At 71.3% G+C, this 16154-nt stretch carries 18 protein-coding genes and 1 pseudogene; 5 read left to right on the top strand and 14 right to left on the bottom strand.

Translation table 11 applies throughout. The features are described 5' to 3' along the window. Window positions 1–107 precede the first annotated feature (107 nt). From BLV96_RS10690 to BLV96_RS10635, 12 genes are read right to left on the bottom strand one after another with little or no spacing between them, the layout of a single operon-like run. The gene (locus tag BLV96_RS10690) at window positions 108–1040 is read right to left on the bottom strand and encodes a PrsW family intramembrane metalloprotease (protein ID WP_086677725.1); all 933 of its coding nucleotides are present in this window, start codon (window positions 1038–1040) and stop codon (window positions 108–110) included. Beyond that, on the bottom strand, window positions 1037–1567 hold the full coding sequence (locus tag BLV96_RS10685; protein WP_086677727.1) for an STAS domain-containing protein: 531 nt from the start codon (window positions 1565–1567) through the stop codon (window positions 1037–1039). Before BLV96_RS10685 ends, BLV96_RS10690 begins: the two co-directional genes overlap by 4 nt. Continuing rightward, a complete protein-coding gene (locus BLV96_RS10680) occupies window positions 1564–3234 on the bottom strand; it encodes an FAD-dependent oxidoreductase (RefSeq protein ID WP_086677729.1) in 1671 nt (556 codons plus the stop codon). Before BLV96_RS10680 ends, BLV96_RS10685 begins: the two co-directional genes overlap by 4 nt. Further along, a complete protein-coding gene (locus tag BLV96_RS10675) occupies window positions 3231–3494 on the bottom strand; it encodes a ubiquitin carboxyl-terminal hydrolase 14 (protein WP_086677731.1) in 264 nt (87 codons plus the stop codon). The genes BLV96_RS10680 and BLV96_RS10675 overlap by 4 nt, the downstream gene beginning before the upstream one ends. Further along, a complete protein-coding gene (gene trxA / locus BLV96_RS10670) occupies window positions 3491–3937 on the bottom strand; it encodes a thioredoxin (RefSeq protein WP_086677733.1) in 447 nt (148 codons plus the stop codon). Before trxA ends, BLV96_RS10675 begins: the two co-directional genes overlap by 4 nt. After that, entirely contained in the window at window positions 3934–6564 is a 2631-nt protein-coding gene (clpB, locus tag BLV96_RS10665) for an ATP-dependent chaperone ClpB (protein ID WP_086677735.1), read from the bottom strand. The genes trxA and clpB overlap by 4 nt, the downstream gene beginning before the upstream one ends. After that, complete coding sequence (locus BLV96_RS10660; protein ID WP_086677737.1) at window positions 6555–6851, bottom strand: chaperone modulator CbpM; 297 nt, start codon at window positions 6849–6851, stop codon at window positions 6555–6557. Before BLV96_RS10660 ends, clpB begins: the two co-directional genes overlap by 10 nt. Beyond that, on the bottom strand, window positions 6851–7756 hold the full coding sequence (locus tag BLV96_RS10655; RefSeq protein ID WP_086677739.1) for a DnaJ C-terminal domain-containing protein: 906 nt from the start codon (window positions 7754–7756) through the stop codon (window positions 6851–6853). Before BLV96_RS10655 ends, BLV96_RS10660 begins: the two co-directional genes overlap by 1 nt. Before the next feature lie 6 nt (window positions 7757–7762). Next, on the bottom strand, window positions 7763–8320 hold the full coding sequence (locus BLV96_RS10650; protein ID WP_244180148.1) for a nucleotide exchange factor GrpE: 558 nt from the start codon (window positions 8318–8320) through the stop codon (window positions 7763–7765). A 7-nt stretch (window positions 8321–8327) separates the two neighbouring features. Then, window positions 8328–10193: a molecular chaperone DnaK gene (gene dnaK / locus BLV96_RS10645; protein ID WP_086677743.1), complete on the bottom strand. Its 1866-nt coding sequence runs from the start codon at window positions 10191–10193 to the stop codon at window positions 8328–8330. Then, on the bottom strand, window positions 10193–10702 hold the full coding sequence (locus BLV96_RS10640) for a YflT domain-containing protein (protein ID WP_086677745.1): 510 nt from the start codon (window positions 10700–10702) through the stop codon (window positions 10193–10195). The genes dnaK and BLV96_RS10640 overlap by 1 nt, the downstream gene beginning before the upstream one ends. Before the next feature lie 10 nt (window positions 10703–10712). Further along, window positions 10713–11183, bottom strand: a complete 471-nt coding sequence (locus BLV96_RS10635) for an Hsp20/alpha crystallin family protein (protein WP_086677747.1) — start codon at window positions 11181–11183, stop codon at window positions 10713–10715. 272 nt (window positions 11184–11455) lie between these two features. Between BLV96_RS10635 and BLV96_RS10630 the strand changes: the two genes are divergently transcribed. The 4 genes from BLV96_RS10630 to BLV96_RS49080 all read left to right on the top strand — a co-directional run bounded on the left by BLV96_RS10630 (window position 11456) and on the right by BLV96_RS49080 (window position 14424). Continuing rightward, a complete protein-coding gene (locus BLV96_RS10630) occupies window positions 11456–13144 on the top strand; it encodes a PucR family transcriptional regulator (protein WP_086677749.1) in 1689 nt (562 codons plus the stop codon). Window positions 13145–13150: 6 nt separating this feature from the next. Then, on the top strand, window positions 13151–13306 hold the full coding sequence (locus BLV96_RS49755; RefSeq protein ID WP_158104158.1) for a hypothetical protein: 156 nt from the start codon (window positions 13151–13153) through the stop codon (window positions 13304–13306). A gap of 99 nt (window positions 13307–13405) precedes the next feature. Then, window positions 13406–13624 (top strand): hypothetical protein, encoded by a 219-nt coding sequence (locus BLV96_RS49085; RefSeq protein WP_143050941.1) that lies wholly within the window; start codon window positions 13406–13408, stop codon window positions 13622–13624. 80 nt (window positions 13625–13704) lie between these two features. Next, window positions 13705–14424, top strand: coding sequence for a DUF2267 domain-containing protein (locus BLV96_RS49080; RefSeq protein WP_143050940.1), 720 nt, complete (start codon window positions 13705–13707; stop codon window positions 14422–14424). A gap of 47 nt (window positions 14425–14471) precedes the next feature. On the opposite strand, the pseudogene BLV96_RS49075 reads toward BLV96_RS49080, so the two are convergent. Together BLV96_RS49075 and BLV96_RS10615 are read right to left on the bottom strand one after the other, a co-directional pair. Continuing rightward, window positions 14472–14549 (bottom strand): annotated as a pseudogene (locus BLV96_RS49075) (hypothetical protein); the annotation flags it as partial. A 21-nt stretch (window positions 14550–14570) separates the two neighbouring features. Further along, window positions 14571–14858, bottom strand: a complete 288-nt coding sequence (locus tag BLV96_RS10615) for a hypothetical protein (protein ID WP_086678557.1) — start codon at window positions 14856–14858, stop codon at window positions 14571–14573. Between the two features lie 130 nt (window positions 14859–14988). On the opposite strand from BLV96_RS10615, the gene BLV96_RS10610 reads away from it, so the two are divergent. After that, window positions 14989–16110 (top strand): UbiA family prenyltransferase, encoded by a 1122-nt coding sequence (locus BLV96_RS10610; RefSeq protein ID WP_086678558.1) that lies wholly within the window; start codon window positions 14989–14991, stop codon window positions 16108–16110. Window positions 16111–16154 lie beyond the last annotated feature (44 nt).

The raw sequence follows: 16154 nt of genomic DNA, 5'->3' as shown, positions 1-16154 counted from the left end.
GTTCGTAAAAGCGACTCGCAGTCGCGGTGCGGCTCCGGGCGGTCGTCGGCGAAGGACGCAAAGTACGAAGAACCACGCTCTTTTTCAGGCGGCTACCGGACCACCGGTCAGTACTGTCCGGCCGCCGGCATGCGCGTGGCCGGGACCCGATACGTCCAGTGGGGTTCGCGGCGTTTCCGCCGCGACCGCCGGAGCAGGACCAGCAGCCACAGCACTCCTGTCACCGCGATGACGCCCTGGCCCGTCCAGGTCGTCACGGTGTACACCGTCGTCACGTCCGCAGGCGGCGCGACGAGGCCGCGCGAGTCGAACTGCGCCACCTGTCCGGTCAGTACCAGGGTGATCACCAGCGCGATGGCCGACATCGAGTCCCATAGCGCGTGCAGCAGCGCGACGCCGAGGAACGCCAGCGCCAGGCGGAGGCTCAGCACGAAGTGCTCGCGCGTGCTCCACGCGAACAGCAGCCCGCCCAGGATGGCGGTCCACAATCCGTGTCCGACCGGCGCGAGCAATCCGCGCAGCAGCTCGGTCGTGACCAGGTCGGAAAGCGACAGGCCCTGGGCGGTGAACAACGACGTGAGCGCGTAGCCCGCGGATTCGAATGCGGAGAAGCCGAAGCCGACCGTCGCACCGAGGATGATCCCGTCCCGCATGGACTTCTGGGCCAGCCCGCGGGTCAGCAGGGCGAGCGCGATCAGCTTGACCGCCTCCTCGATGAGCCCTACCCCCACGTACAGCCACATCGACGGGTACAGCAGGTAAGTCTCCAGCACCGAGGCGCCGAGAACGCCGAGCACCCCGCCGACGAAGAAGGTCCGGAAGACCAGCTCGGCGGTGATCTCGCCGGAGTCACGACGTTCGAACGCCCACGCCACGAACGTCACTGGTACCAGGAAGCTGCCGAGCAGCACGAGCGTCGGCAGCAGGTTGGGGTTGCCGGTCGCGTAGGTCACGATGACCGACAGCACCCACAGGAGCAGGCCCACCGCGAAGATCCGCAGCCACGCCCGCCGGTGGGGACGGCGGCTCACCGTGGTCATCGGCGCCTCCCGAACCGCTCGCCGCGCCCGGTGGCCGCGGTGTCGACGAACGCGCGGAACCGCGCGGGGGAGCCGGGTTCGGCGACGCCGTCGAACCCCTGCGGACAGCGCAGCGCCGCCCACCGCCGCCGGCCGCCTTCGGAATCGACGCGGTACAGCGTGAAAACCTCGGCGAGCGGCTCGTCGTCCAGCTCGTACAGCACTGGCGGCGTCAGGCCGGTCAGCTCCAGTTCGCCGCCGGCCGTCGTCAGCCAGTCGCCGAAGCGGCGCAGCAGGCGGAGGAAGTCGTCGCCGGGCCGCTCCACCCGGGACAGGTCGATGAGGAAGTTCCGGGAGCCCGCGTGCACCAGTCCGGCCAGGTATCCCGCGAGGGTCCGCGACGCCGCCGTGTCCGCCCGTCCGGCGATCGTGACGACGGTGTAGCGCCCGGGGTGCAGGGTCGAGCTGAGGGTGAGTTCGTGCGGGGGCGTCGCGTGGCTGATCAGCCGGTCCAGTTCCGCGAGCGCGAGGGAAAGCCTGGTGGTCATGGGAGTCCTCCCGGTTGTGCGAGTTGTTGTGCGAGGCGCTCATGCACCAGCCGGACGGCCATGGCACCTTCGCCCGCCGCCGAGGCCACACGCTTCACCGAGCCGTGGCGGACGTCGCCGACGGCGAACACGCCGGGGCTGCTCGTCTCCAGCGGCAACGGCGTGTTCGAGCCTCCCGCGTCCGCGCCGGTGAGCACGAACCCGTCCTCGTCGAGCGCGATGTGGCCGGACAGCCAGCGCGTGTGGGGAGCCGCGCCGATGAAGACGAACAACGCGCGGGCGGCGAGCCGGCGCCGCTCGCCGGTGCGGTTGTCTTCGACCTGGACGCCCGACATCGTCTTGCCGTCCTCGACGACCTCGCGGACTTCGGTGTGCAGGTGGACCCGGATCCGCGGGTGCCGCTGGACCTGGTCGACCAGGTAACGCGACATGTCCGCGCCGAGATCGCCGCCGCGCACCAGCAGGTGGACCACGGGCGAGCCCTGCGCGAGGAACACCGCGGCCTGTCCCGCGGAGTTGCCGCCGCCGACCACGGCGACCGGATCGGCCTGGCACTGCCGGGCTTCCTGCGGGGTCGCGGCGTAGTAGAGGCAGGTGCCTTCCAGATGTTCGAGCCGGGGGAGGGGCAGCCGCCGGTACCGGGCGCCGGTCGCGATGATCACCGTCCGAGTGACGATCTCGGTGCCGTCGACGAAGCCCACCGCGTACAGCCCGCCCTGCGGGGTGAGCGTGCGTGCCTGGCCGGGAACGGCGACCCGGACCCCGAACTTGTCCGCCTGGATCACCGACCGCTCGGCCAGTTCCGCTCCCGAAATCCCGGACGGGAAGCCGAGGTAGTTCTCGATCCGCGACGTCGTGCCCGCCTGCCCGCCCGCGGCGACGGCGTCGAACGCCGACGTCGCCAGTCCTTCGGAGGCCGCGTAGACGGCGGCCGCGAGCCCACCGGGCCCGGCGCCGACCACGAGCAGGTCACGCACACCCACCGGGGATTCCTCGTGCCGGAGCCCCATCGCGCAGGCCAGTTCGGTGGTGCTGGGATTGCGCAGCACACCGGCCCCGGGCAGCACCACCACCGGGGTTTCCTCGACGGTGACGCCGAGCCGGCGCAGCAGCGCCTCGGCCCCGCGGTCCTTGTCGAGGTCCGCCAGCCGGTACGGCAGGCGGTTGCGGGCCACGAACTCCAGCAGCCGCCGGGTGTCCGGCGAGTAGCACGATCCGACGATCCGCAGCCCGTCGCCCGAGCCGATGACGACCGTGCGACGGACGAAGTAGGCGTGCAGGATCACGTCGCCGAGGACCGGGTCGCCGAGGACCAGCCGCTTCAGCTCGTCCACTCCGACGACGAGCACCTCGCCGGGTTCCGCGGCGACGGCGGTGAAGAACGACAGCTGCCCCTCGAGCAGGCCCAGCTCGCCGAGGAACCGCGCCGGCCCGTGCACCCGCACGGTTCGGGTCTCGTCCCCTTCGCGGTGCTGGATGGCGACCTTGCCACTCAGGACGACGTACCAGTCCGTCGTCCGTTCCCCTTGCGCGTAGAGCACGTCCCCCGGCCGCACCGGCCGGCGTTTGCCCGCGGCGGAGAGCGTCTCGAGCTGCTCGCGGGTCAGCCGGGGGAACGCGCCGTGCGGATCCGGGGTCTCGACGAGGTCCTGCGCCGCGACCGTCATACGAAGGCCTCGTGCACGTAGCACCAGCGCCAGTTCTCCCCGGGCTCGAACGAGCGCACGATCGGGTGGCCGATGGCGTGGGCGTGCCGGCTCGCGTGCTTCATCGGTGACGAGTCGCAGCAGCCGACGTGTCCGCAGGTCAGACACAGCCGCAAGTGCACCCACGAGGTCCCGGCGGTGAGACATTCCTGGCAGCCCTGGGGAGTCCGGGGCACCACGTCTCGGACGAGAGCCAGGTGCGGGTCGATGACGGTGGTCATTTCTTCGCCTCCTCCGGCGACTTCAGTGCTTGGTCGAGCCAGTCGCGCAGCACGTTTTCCGGTGCCGCGCCGGCCTGCCGCCGGACGACCTCGCCGCCGCGGAGCACCAGGAGGGTCGGCACGGCCATGACGTCGAACCGGCGTGCCACCCCCGGCGCCCGGTCGATGTCGACCTTGACGAGCTTCACCTTCCCGGCCCGGGCGCGGGCGAGCCGGTCCAGTGCCGGGCTCACCGATCGGCATGGTCCGCACCACTCGGCCCAGAGGTCGACGAGCACCGGGAGGCCGGCCCGCTCGGCGATCGGCGCGAAGTCGGCGTCGCCCGCGTCGACCACCCACGGCAGCGGCCGGTGGCAATTGCCGCACTTCGGCGATCCGTCCGCGGCGGCGGGAATCCAGTTGGTCTTCCCGCAGTGTTCGCAGGTGACGGTGACGGTCCTCATGCGGCGGCCTCCTCGCCGGTGGAGCGGAAGTCGACGGTCAGGTCACCGCCGGCCGCGTCGACCACGATCACCAGCCCCTCGGTCAGCTCGCCGCGCAGCAGCGCGCGTCCGATCCGGGTCTCGACCTCGTGGGAGATGTAGCGGCGCAACGGCCGGGCGCCGTACACCGGGTCGAACGCGCGCTCGGCGATGAACCGCCGCGCGTTTTCGGTCAGCCGGATCGTGACGCCCTGCTCGGCCAGCCGGCGGCGCAGCTGGTCGAACTGCAGCTCCACGATCCGTTCGATCTCCGGCAGCCCCAGCGGGGTGAACAGCACGATGTCGTCGAGGCGGTTGAGGAACTCGGGCCGGAAGTGGTGCCGCAGCTCCGCCAGCACCGCCTCCCGCGCTTCCGCCTTGATCTCCCCGGACGACGTGACACCGTCGAGCAGGTGCTGCGAGCCGATGTTGGACGTCATGATGATCACGGTGTTGCGGAAGTCGACCAGCCTGCCCTGCGCGTCGGTGATCCGGCCGTCGTCGAGCACCTGCAGCAGGGTGTTGAACACGTCCGGGTGCGCCTTCTCGATTTCGTCGAACAGCACCACCGAGTACGGCTTGCGCCGCACGGCTTCGGTGAGCTGCCCGCCCTCGTCGTAGCCGACGTACCCCGGCGGCGCGCCGAGCAGCCGGGAGACCGTGTGCCGCTCCTGGTATTCGCTCATGTCGAGCCGGATCATGTTGTCTTCGCTGTCGAACAGCGCGGCGGCGAGGGTCTTCGCCAGCTCCGTCTTCCCGACCCCGGTCGGGCCGAGGAAGAGGAACGACCCGATCGGCTTGCGCGGGTCGCGGATCCCGGACCGGGCGCGGATGATCGCGTCGGCGACCAGCCGGACGGCCTCGTCCTGGCCGATGACCCGCTCGTGCAGGATCTCGTCCAGCCGCAGCAGCTTTTCGCGCTCGCCCTCCTGCAGGCGTGACACCGGGATGCCGGTCCACTGCGAGACGATCTCGGCGATCTCGTCCTCGGTGACGACCTCGCGCAGCAGCCGCTTCTCGCCCTGCTTCTGCGCCAGCCGTTCCTCCGCGCCCTCGAGCTGGCGCTCCAGCTCGCGGATCTCGCCGTAGCGCAGTTCGGCGGCGCGGTTGAGGTCGTAGTTCCGTTCCGCCTCTTCGGCATCGCGGCGCAGTCCCTCCAGTTCGGACCGCAGCTCCTGCACGCGCCGGATCGCCTGGCGTTCGGCGTCCCATTGCGCCTTCTTGGCGTCGGTTTCGGCCCGCAGGTCCGCCAATTCCTTGCGAAGCTCCGCCAAGCGCGCCTTGCTCGCCTTGTCGGTTTCCTTGGCCAGCGCGGCTTCCTCGATCTCCAGCCGCGTCAGCCGCCGGGTGAGTTCGTCGAGTTCGGCGGGCATCGAATCGATTTCCGTGCGCAGGCGCGCGCACGCTTCGTCGACGAGGTCGATCGCCTTGTCCGGCAGGAACCGGTCGCTGATGTAGCGGTGCGACAACACGGCCGCGGCCACGAGCGCACCGTCCTGGATCTTGACGCCGTGGAACACCTCGAGCCGTTCGCGCAGCCCGCGCAGGATGGAGATGGTGTCCTCGACGGCCGGTTCGGGCACGACAACCGGCTGGAACCGCCGTTCCAGCGCGGCGTCCTTTTCGATGTGCTTGCGGTACTCGTCCAGGGTGGTCGCGCCGATCATGTGCAGCTCGCCGCGGGCGAGCATGGGCTTGAGCATGTTGCCCGCGTCCATGGCGCCTTCGGTGGCGCCCGCGCCGACGATCGTGTGCAGCTCGTCGACGAACAGGATGATCCGGCCTTCGGCGGCCTTGACCTCGCCGAGCACGGCCTTGAGCCGTTCCTCGAATTCGCCGCGGTACTTGGCTCCGGCCACCAGCGCGCTCATGTCGAGCGAGAAGATCGTCCGGTCCCGCAGACCTTCTGGCACGTCGCCGCGCACGATCCGCTGCGCGAGCCCTTCCACGATCGCGGTCTTGCCGACGCCGGGATCGCCGACGAGCACAGGGTTGTTCTTCGTCTTGCGCGAGAGGATCTGGACGACGCGGCGGATCTCGGTGTCCCGCCCGATCACGGGGTCCAGTTTGCCGGCGCGCCCGTCGGCGACCAGGTCGCGGCCGTACTTCTCCAGCGCCTCGTAAGCACCCTCGGGCGTCGCCGATGTGACGCGCTGGTTGCCGCGGACCTTCGTCAGCGCGGTCAGGAAGGAGTCCCGGGTCACGCCGTGGTCGCGCAGGATCCGCCCGGCCGCCGACGCCGTCCCCTCTTCGGCCAGCGCCAGGACCAGGTGCTCGACGGAGACGTACTCGTCCTTGAGCCGCCGCGCTTCCCGCTCCGCCGCGTCGAGCAGCCCGGCGAGCCGCCGGGTGACGTAGACCTGCCCCGGCGAGGCGCCGGGCCCGGTCACCTTCGGCCGGCGGCCGAGCTCGGTCTCGACCGCGGCGCGGAGTGCGTCGACGTCCGCGCCGGTCTGCGCCAGCAACCGCGGTACGAGCCCCTCGGGCTGGTCGAGCAGCGCGAGCAGCAGGTGCTCGCCGTCGGTTTCGGTGTGGCCGAGGCGTCCGGCGACGCTCTGGGCCTCCTGCAGTGCTTCCTGGGACTTCTGGGTCAGCTTGCTCATGTCCATCGCCGGTGGCTCCTCACGCGGGCTTCGAGGACGTCGATGCGGTCGAGCAGGTCGAGCACCAGCCCGATCGCGGCGTAGTTGACCGACAGCGTGGTGCGCAACCGCTGGATCCGCGCCAGTCTGGCCACAGTGGACGGTGGGAAGCACGGACGCCCGTTCGCGTCCGGAGTCGATTCCACCAGGCCGAGTGCCGCGAACCGGCGGAGCAGCTCGGGGTGCAGCCCGGTGCGCGCGGCCACGGTTTCGAGGTCGAGCCGCGCCGGGCGGACGAGCACGTACCGTGCCATCAGGTCCTCCTGGGATCGAAGTCGGACACCGCGGCGAGCTGTTCGAACAGCTCGCGCTCACGCTTGCTCGGGCGCTTCGGCACCATGATCCGGACCTCGGCGTAGAGATCGCCGGGCTTGCCCTTCGGGTTCGGCATGCCCTCGCCGCGCAGCCGCAGCCGCCGCCCGCTGGACGACCCGGCCGCGACGCGCGCCTTCACCTCGCCGCCGGGAGTGGGGACCGGGACCGTCGCCCCGAGCGCGGCCTCCGACGGCGTCACCGGGAGCGTCACGTGGATGTCGCGCCCTTCCAGGCGGTACCGGCGGTCCGGCCGGATGCGGACGACGAGGTAGAGGTCCCCGGGGGCGGCGTTGCCGGAACCCTGCCCGCCCTGCCCGGCCAGCCGGATGCGCTGCCCGTCGAGCACGCCCGGCGGGATCTTCACGTCGTACTCGCGGTCGCCGCCGAAGTTCAGGTGCCGCCGCCCGCCGCGGTAGGCCTCCTCGACGGTCAGCTCGAGCTCGGCTTCCTGGTCCGCGCCCGGGACCGGGCCGCCACGCCCCTGGCCGCGGAAGAGGCCGCCGAGGAGGTCCTCGATGTCGACGCCCTCGAACCCTTCGAACCCACCGCCGGAGGTGCTGTAGCGGACCCGGCCGCCGCGCGGTCCGGCGCCGGCGCCCACGCGCTGCTCCCAGTCGTCGGGCACCTGCCGGAAGTCCGCGCCGAACCGGTCGTACTTGCGCCGCTGCTCCGGGTCGGACAGGACCTGGTACGCCTCGCTGACCTCTTTGAACCGTTCTTCGGCCTTCGGGTCCTTGTTGACGTCCGGGTGGTTCTCGCGGGCGAGTTTCCGGTACGCCCGCTGGATTTCGTCGGTGCCGGCGTCCCGGCCGACCCCGAGCGCGGCGTAGAAGTCCCGTGCCACGCGCGCTCACCCCCGTGGTTTGGCCACGGTGACCGCGGCCGGCCGCAGCTGCCCGCCACCGGTTCCGTATCCCGGCCGGACCACCCGGGTCACCGTGTTCGGCTCGGTGCCCGGCTCGTCGACGACCGCGACCACCTCGTGGCGGGCCGGGTCGAACGGGACGCCGCTCTCGGCGTCCCGTTCGTACCCGAGGCCGGCCAGCAGCTGCACGGCCTGGTCGCGGATCGCCAGCACGCCCTGCACGACCGCGGTGGGATCGCCTTCGGCGTGCGCGAGCGCCAGTTCCAGGTTGTCGAGGACGGGGAGGAACGCCGCGGCGACCCGGGCCCGTTCGGCCGCGCGCTCGGCGCGCAGTTCGGCCGCGTGCCGCTTGCGGAGGTTGTCGGCGTCGGCCAGCGCCCGGCGCCAGCGGTCCTCGCATTCGGCCGCCTTGGTCTCGAGCTCCTGGAGCCGGTCCGGCCCCACCGCCGGGACGGGCGCGTCCTGGGGGCCGGACTCGGCACCCGTCCCGGCGGCGTCCACGGAGGATGTCCCCAGCTCCGTGGATTTCCCTGTGGTGGCCATGGTCTCCTCACGCCCGATCGAAGTCGGCGTCGATCACGTCGTCGTCCTCGGCCGGCTCTCGCTGCGGCGGTGGACCGCCGTCCGCGCCCGGCCGGGCCGCGGTGAGCCCGGCCAGCACCTGCTGCAGTTCCGAGGTCAGCTCGCGCACCCGGTCCAGCGGCGCGTTCGACTGGACGGCTTCGCGTGCGTCGGTGACCAGCATCTCCGCGCGCGCCTTCTCGTGCGCCGGCGTCTGCTCGGTGATCGCCTTCTCGGCTTGGTAGGCCACGCTGTCCAGCAGGTTGCGCGCCTCGACCTCCTCACGCAGGCGCTCGTCGTCGGCGCGGTTGCGCTCGGCCTCGGTGACCATCCGCTCGATCTCGGACTTGTCGAGGTTCGAGCTCTCGGTGATCGTGATGCCCTGCTCGGCGCCGGTGTCCTTGTCGCGTGCGGTGACGTTGACGATGCCGTTCGCGTCGACGTCGAAGGTCACCTCGATCTGCGGCTCGCCGCGCGGTGCGGGTCGGATGTCCTTGAGCTGGAACCGCCCGAGCACCCGGTTGTCGGCCGCGCGCTCGCGCTCGCCCTGCAGCACCACGACGTCGACCGCGGGCTGGTTGTCCTCCGCGGTGGAGAACACCTCCGTGCGCCGGGCCGGGATCGTCGTGTTCCGCTCGATGATCTTCGTCATCACCCCGCCGCGGGTTTCGACCCCCAGGGACAGCGGCGTGACGTCGAGCAGCAGGACGTCCTTGACCTCGCCCTTGAGCACCCCGGCCTGCACGGCGGCGCCGAGCGCGACGACCTCGTCCGGGTTGACGCTCATGTTCGGGTCCTTGCCGCCGGTGAGCCGGCGGACCAGGCTCTGCACGGCCGGGATCCGGGTCGAGCCGCCGACGAGGATGACCTCGTCGATATCGTCGGCGCTCACCTTGGCGTCGGTCATCGCCTGCCGCACCGGGCCGAGGCAGCGCTCGACCAGGTCGGCGGTGATCTGCTCGAACTCCGACCGCCGGATCGTCGTGGTCAGGTGCTTGGGCCCGCCCGCGTCGGCGGTGATGAACGGCAGGTTGACGCTGGTCTGGCTGACCGAGGACAGCTCGACCTTGGCCTTCTCCGCCGCTTCGAACAGCCGCTGCAGGGCCTGCGCGTCCTGCCGCAGGTCGATGCCGTTGTCGGAGGAGAACCGGTCGGCGAGGAAGTCCACGATCCGGCGGTCGAAGTCGTCGCCGCCGAGGTGGCTGTCGCCCGCGGTGGAGCGCACCTCGACCACGCCGTCGCCGACGTCGAGCAGGCTCACGTCGAACGTGCCGCCGCCGAGGTCGAAGACCAGCACGGTCTCCTGCTGCTGGGAGTCCAGCCCGTAGGCCAGCGCGGCCGCGGTCGGCTCGTTGATGATCCGCAGGACGGTCAGCCCGGCGATCTTCCCGGCGTCCTTGGTCGCCTGCCGCTGCGCGTCGTTGAAGTACGCGGGCACGGTGATGACGGCCTCGGTCACCCGCTCGCCGAGGTTCTTGCCCGCGTCGTCGGCCAGCTTGCGCAGCACCTGCGCGCTGATCTCCTCCGGCGAGTAGAGCTTGCCGCGGATGTCGAAGCGGACGACGCCGCCCTCTCCCTCGACGACGTCGAACCCGACCGCCTTGGCCTCGTCGGACACCTCGTCGAACTTGCGGCCGATGAACCGCTTCGCCGAGTAGATGGTGCCCTTCGGGTTGAGGATCGCCTGGCGGCGGGCGAGCTGTCCGACCAACCGTTCACCGCTTTCGGTGAACCCGACGACCGACGGGGTCGTCCGGGCACCCTCCGTGTTGGGAATGACCCTCGGTTCACCCCCTTCCCAGACGGCGATCACCGAGTTGGTGGTGCCGAGGTCGATCCCGACCGCCCTGGCCATCACGCACCCCCGGACACGGGGGACAGCTGCGCCAGCAGCGCGCGGGCCTCGTCGGCGACTTCGGCGTCGGCGACGACCTCGTAGCGGGTGGGCGTCATCGCGCGGACCGACGCGAAGTCCCGGCGGCCGCGCTGCAGCGCGTGCGCGACCAGCCCGAAGACCGCCCCGATGACCGCGCCGAAGACCAGCCCGTAGAGCGCGAGCGTGAGCGTGGCGAGAACCGGGGTGAACCAGTTGAACAACGCGAACAGCCAGCCGATCAGGAGTCCGGTCAGCGCGCCGGAGCCGGCGCCGCGCAGCGCGGCGCCGCCGTGGTTCAGGCGCCCGATGACCTGCTCGACCAGCTGCACGTCGCGGCCGATGATGGCGGTCCGCTGCACCGGGAACCCCTGGTCGGAGAGGTAGTCGACGGCACGCTCGGCGTCGCGGTAGTCGTCGTACGAAGCGATCGGCACCCGGTCGGGGGCGTGACGTGGAGAAGGCGCGGTCGCGCCCGGCTGTGCGGTCATGGCTCGCCTCCTAGGCGTTCGCGTGTTCTTCGGCGCGGGCAGGCTGACCCGTGCGGTCGTCGGTGAGCTGCCGCCGCTCGTCACTGCTCCCGATTTCGACCCGGCGAGGCTTGCTCGACTCGGCCACCGGGATCCGCAGCGTCAGCACGCCGCGCTCGAAGTCGGCCGCCAGCCGGGAGGTGTCCAGGTTGTCCCCGAGGAACAGCTGGCGGCTGAAGTCACCCTGCGGCCGCTCGTCGATGATCAGCTCGGCGTCCTCGTCGCGGGCCGGCCGGCGGGTCGCCCGCACCGTGACGACATTGCGTTCGACGGACACGTCGACGTCGCCCGGGTCGATGCCCGGCAGGTCGAGCGCGACAAAGAATTCGTCACCGCGGCGGAACGCTTCCATCGGCATCGCACGGGGCGCCGTGCGCCCGCTCAATACCTGTTCGCTCAAGCGTTCCCAATCACGGAAGGGATCGAAACGCAGCAAGGTCATGGCCTAGTCCCAATCCGGGACGGATCGTCCTACCGGGAGCGTCCGATCCGCACCGATTTTGCGTTGGTTTGCCCGGCGGGCAGGCTTTCCCGCACCTCACGCCCGGCACCTGGTGAGGGGTGCGCCTGTCCGATGTGGTCAACGGTGGCAAAAGGTGCCCACCGCCCGCGTGCGCCCCGCAGGCCGAATTTCCGGGAGCCCCATCGGCCCAGCAGAACAGGTACCGGCGGCGTAGGGTGCGAAACACCAGGTCGATGTCGGGGAGGCCGGAAATGACGCCCGAGGGCGATGCCGTCTCGCGAGGCCGGGAAACGAAAACGGACAGCTGGTGGCGTGCCCAGCTGTCGGATCTCTACGGCCTCTTCGCGATTTCGATGATGATGTTCGACGGACGCGAAGCGGCGGACATAATGCGGCTCGCCGCGTCCTCGGTGTCGTCGCTGAGTGGTTGCATAACCGATGCGACATACCTCGTCGACGAGGACGGTGCGACCATTCAGCAGAACGATGCGGAGGCTCCTCCCGGCCTCGGCGCGGAAGTCGGCAAGCTCGGCGGGCAGAGCGGGCGGATCGAGCTGGCCGACGGCTACTGGCGCTGGTGCCACGCGCTGCGCGGGCTCGGCGGCCTGACGGGCTACCTCGTGGTCCGGGCCGAGCAGCCCCCCTCCCGTGACGAAGTCTTCCTGCTCGACTCCCTCTGCCAGCAGACCGCCGCGGCGCTGGCCAACTCCGCACTGATCAAGCGCGAGCGGCGGCAGTCGGTGGCACTGCGGGAGCTCAACGAACGGCTGTCCACGTCGCTGGAGCGGCTCAAGCAGCAGACGCAGGTGCACGACGTGCTGTCCACGATCTCTGCTTCCGGGGCCGGCGAGCCGGGCATCGCGCACGCGCTGCACCAGCTGACCGCGCTGCCGGTAGCGATCGAGGATCGGTTCGGCAACCTGCGCGCGTGGGGCGGACCCGGCCGGCCGGACCCGTACCCCAAGGTCGGCGTGCACCGGCGGGAGGAGCTGCTCCGGCGCGCCGCGACCCGACCCGAACCGGTCCGCGTGAAGAACCGGCTCGTCTCCTTGGTGAAGCCGCGGCACGAGGTGCTCGGCGTGCTCTCCCTGATCGACCCCGGCCGAACCGCCGGCACGGACGAGGTGTTCGCCCTCCAGTACGGCTCGACCGTGCTGGCGCTGGAACTCTCGCACCAGCGCAGCCTGGCCGAGGTCGAGCTGCGCCTGCGCCGCGACCTCGTTGACGACCTCGTCGCCGGCACCGACGACGGGAGCGCATACGCGCGTGCCGAGGCGATCGGGCACGATCTCCGCCGCCCGCACCACGTGGTCGTGCTGCAGTGGTCCGGCGACTTCGCCGAGGACGTGGTCGCCGAGGCCACCGGACGCGCCGTGACGGCGCTCGGGCTCGCCTCGCTCGTGTCGCGCCACTCGGGCGCGGTCGTGCTGCTCGTCGCCGGGCTGCTGGACAGCGCGGAGCTGTACGCCTCGCTGTCGGAGAGCCTCGGTGCCGACGGGGCGATCGGCGTCGGCAGCCGCTGCGACACGCCGGGGCGGTTGCCCAAGTCCTACGGGGAAGCGGTGCGGGCGGTCCAGATCCGGCGCACCTCGAACACCCCGAACGGGGTCACGAGCTTCGAACAGCTGGGGATCTACCGCATCCTCGATACCGGGCAGAACCACGGCGACGTCGTCGAGTTCGTCCGCGAGTGGCTCGGAAGACTGCTCGACTACGACACACGCCGCAACGCCGACCTGGTCGCGACGCTCGCGCAGTACCTCGAGTGCGGCGGCAGCTACGACGACACCGCCGCCGCGCTCATGATCCACCGGAGCACGCTCCGCTACCGGCTCGGCCGGATCCGGGAGATCACGGAGCTCGACCTCAACGATGTGGACAGCAGGCTGAACCTGCACCTCGCCACCCGGGTGTGGCAGGTGCTGCGTGGACAACCGTGACCGGAGGTGACGACGAACCGGACGGATCGGACCGATCACGCGGTGACCCTCGGCGGTGCCGCGCCGGCGCCGGGTGACCACATCGGCGTCTTCCACCGGGGAAGAGCCGAGCGGGACCGCCTCCTGGTCCCGTTCCTCGCCGAGGGCCCGCTGGGCGGGTGACGCCGTGAACGGCTGGCCCACGCCGGCGACCTCGCGCTGACCGAGCCGGACTGCGGCCATCTCTGAGACGGTGAGTACGCGCCCGACGCGCTCTTCGCGATGCTGGACGGCTGGTCGCGGCGCAAGCTCGGCGCCGGCGATCATCCGTTCGGGCGGATCGTCGGCGTCTTGATCGTCCCGTTGGTCAAGTGCATGTACGACATCTCGCGGTACCGCGAGAACATCGTGTTCGACCTGATCAAGACGCATCCGCAGGTGCTGATGTGCGGAGTGCTGATGGAGAACCCCTACTACCTGTCCCCGGCGTCCCTCGCGTAGCCCTCCGCTGTTCTTCTTCGTGTGAAAGGAGAATCGGCGGGTACGCGACCCCGAAAGCACCTTCGGGAAGGGAGCCTGCCGTGGTACAGCACGAAGAGTGGCTGACCGCCGTCGAAGACGTCGCCGAGCTGGACGACCCGGATGCCGCGAGGGCCGTGCTCGCCGCGGTGCTCGCTACGCTCGCCCGGTGCCTGCCGGACACCGGCCGCGAGTGGCTGGCCGACCGGCTGCCCAGTCCCGAAGCCGGGCCGGTGCGCGATCCCGGGCCGGCGAACCTGGAGTCGGGCACCGACGTCGAAGCGGCGGTGGCCCGGCGGCTGCGGACCACGCCCGAGCGGGGCCGCTACCTGACCCAGGCGGTTCTGACCGCGCTCACCCGGACCGACCCGGGACTCGCCGAGGAGCTTCGCAGCCGGCTCCCGCGTGCGGTCGTCGAGACACTCGCTCCCGCGGGTGAGTCGCCTCGCGACGCCGCGAGCCACCAGCCGGGGGTCCCGACGCGGCTGACGGACGAAGAGGTGGTCCGCGGCCTGCGTCACCTGACCGGGTGGTCCGGGGGCCGGGACGGGATCGAGCGCACCGTGCAGCTGCCCGCCGAACGCATCACGCCGCTGGTCGAGCGCGTCCGGCGCGAGGCGCGGGCGATGAACGACCACGCCCACGTCGAGCGGGCCGACGGCGGGGTGACGTTCCGGCTGTGCACCGGCCGCGAGGGAGTCGTCACCGAACCGGATCTGTGGCTGGCCGCGCGGATCGACGAAGCCGTCGCCGCCGTGGGGTCCGGGGGACGACCCGGTTGAGCGCGGCCGGGGCGGCTACCCGGATGCCATGGACTACTGATGTCGTAGCCGCCGTCGCGGCGCGGCGACGGGTGGCACGGGTTCAGCCAGATGGTGTCCACCCCGAGCCGGCCGAGGTAGTCCAGCCGGAGGGCCCGGGGACGAACTCAGTCATGTGCCCGCGCGAGGTGCTGGCCGCGGAGGATGGCGTAGAGGTGGTCCGGGTCGTGGGGGAAGGGGAAGCCCATTGCGCAGGCCCGTTCCGCGTCCTGCCGGATGCCGCGCAGCGCACCGGGGGACAGCTCCCGGACGCCCGGGCCCTCGGAGCGCAGCCAGTCGAGCAGGTCGTCCCAACCGGACCAGTCGCCGGCGTCCAGCGCCGTCTCCACCGCGGCGCGGCCGAATTCTTCGGCGCGCAGGTCGTTTTCGGTCGTCGTGTCGTCCTTTTCGGTCATGAAGGGGCCGTACCCGGTGCTCCGGAGGGCAAACTCCCGGCCGGGCACCGGAGCAGGCGAATCCGTTTGCCGGTGCGCAAGCCGGGAACCCGGAGAGTTCCGCTTCGAAGACCCGAGGAGAGGCTCGAGGATGACCGCCCAGCGTGCGCCGGAGGCCCTGGTGGTGGGGTTGCTGACCGATGACGGGTTGCCCGGGCAGCTCGCCCGGAGAATCGCGGACGGCCTGCCCGGCCGCCTGGCTCGTGACCTCGGCGAAGAGAAGACCTGGCGTGTCGAGCACGAGACGCAGTCCCTCCCGTTGAACGACGAGGGTGAGATCCCCATGCTGGCCCTGGCGGAGGAGCGACGGGCCGAACACGGCTGGGACTTGCTGGTACTGATCACCGACCTCCCGCGGCGATCCGGCACGGCGCCGATCGCGTCGGACTACAACGTCGACCACGGCGTGGCGATGGTGTCCCTGCCCGCGCTCGGCGCCCTTCGGCTGCGGGGCCGGGCGTCCCGGCTGGTCATCCACCTGGTCCGGCACCTCGTGGCCCACCGCTCGGCGAAGGAGGCCGATCCGCCGCAAGGGCTCCTCGACCGGCTGCGGGAGCTGGTGGCGCCGACGCGGCACATTCACGGCCGCGGGTCCGCCGACGAGCACCTGGCCCTGGTCGGGGTGCGCGGACGGGTGCGGCTGCTCGCCGGGATGATCCGGGACAACCGGCCGTGGCGGCTGGTGCCCAACCTCGCCGGAGCGACCGCGGCCGCGGCGGCCACCGCCGCCTACGGCATCATCACGACCTCGTTCTGGAAGCTCGCGGAGGCCCTGCCCACGCTGCGGCTGGCCGGGATCACGCTGCTGGCGATCGCGCTCATGGCGGGCTGGCTGATGGTGCACAACCACCTGTGGGACTCGCCGTCCGGGCACCTCGACCGGCGGAAAGCGGTGTTGTACAACGCTTCGACCGCGCTGACGTTGTCGATCGGCGTCGCCTGCATGTACGCCATCCTCTTCGTGCTGGCGCTGCTGGCGTCGATCGTGCTGATCGAAGGCACCTACTTCGGGCAGACTCTCGGCCATCCGGCCGGGCCGGCGTCGTACCTGAAGCTGGTGTGGCTGGCGACTTCCGTGGGCATCGTCGCCGGGGCGATGGGCTCGAACCTCGAAGACGAGGAACGCGTCCGCCGGGCGACCTACAGCCGGCGTGAGCAGGAACGGCAACAGCGCAACCGCGAGCACGCCGACGAAGCCGACGATGCCGACTGAGTGACCACCGCATCCGGCCACCGGGCGCGCCGATGGCCGGATGC

The sequence above is a fragment of the Amycolatopsis pretoriensis genome, from assembly GCF_900107925.1.
Classification (GTDB): domain Bacteria; phylum Actinomycetota; class Actinomycetes; order Mycobacteriales; family Pseudonocardiaceae; genus Amycolatopsis; species Amycolatopsis pretoriensis.
Note: the sequence above shows the minus strand (reverse complement) of the source record. Positions and strands in the feature narration are given on the sequence as shown.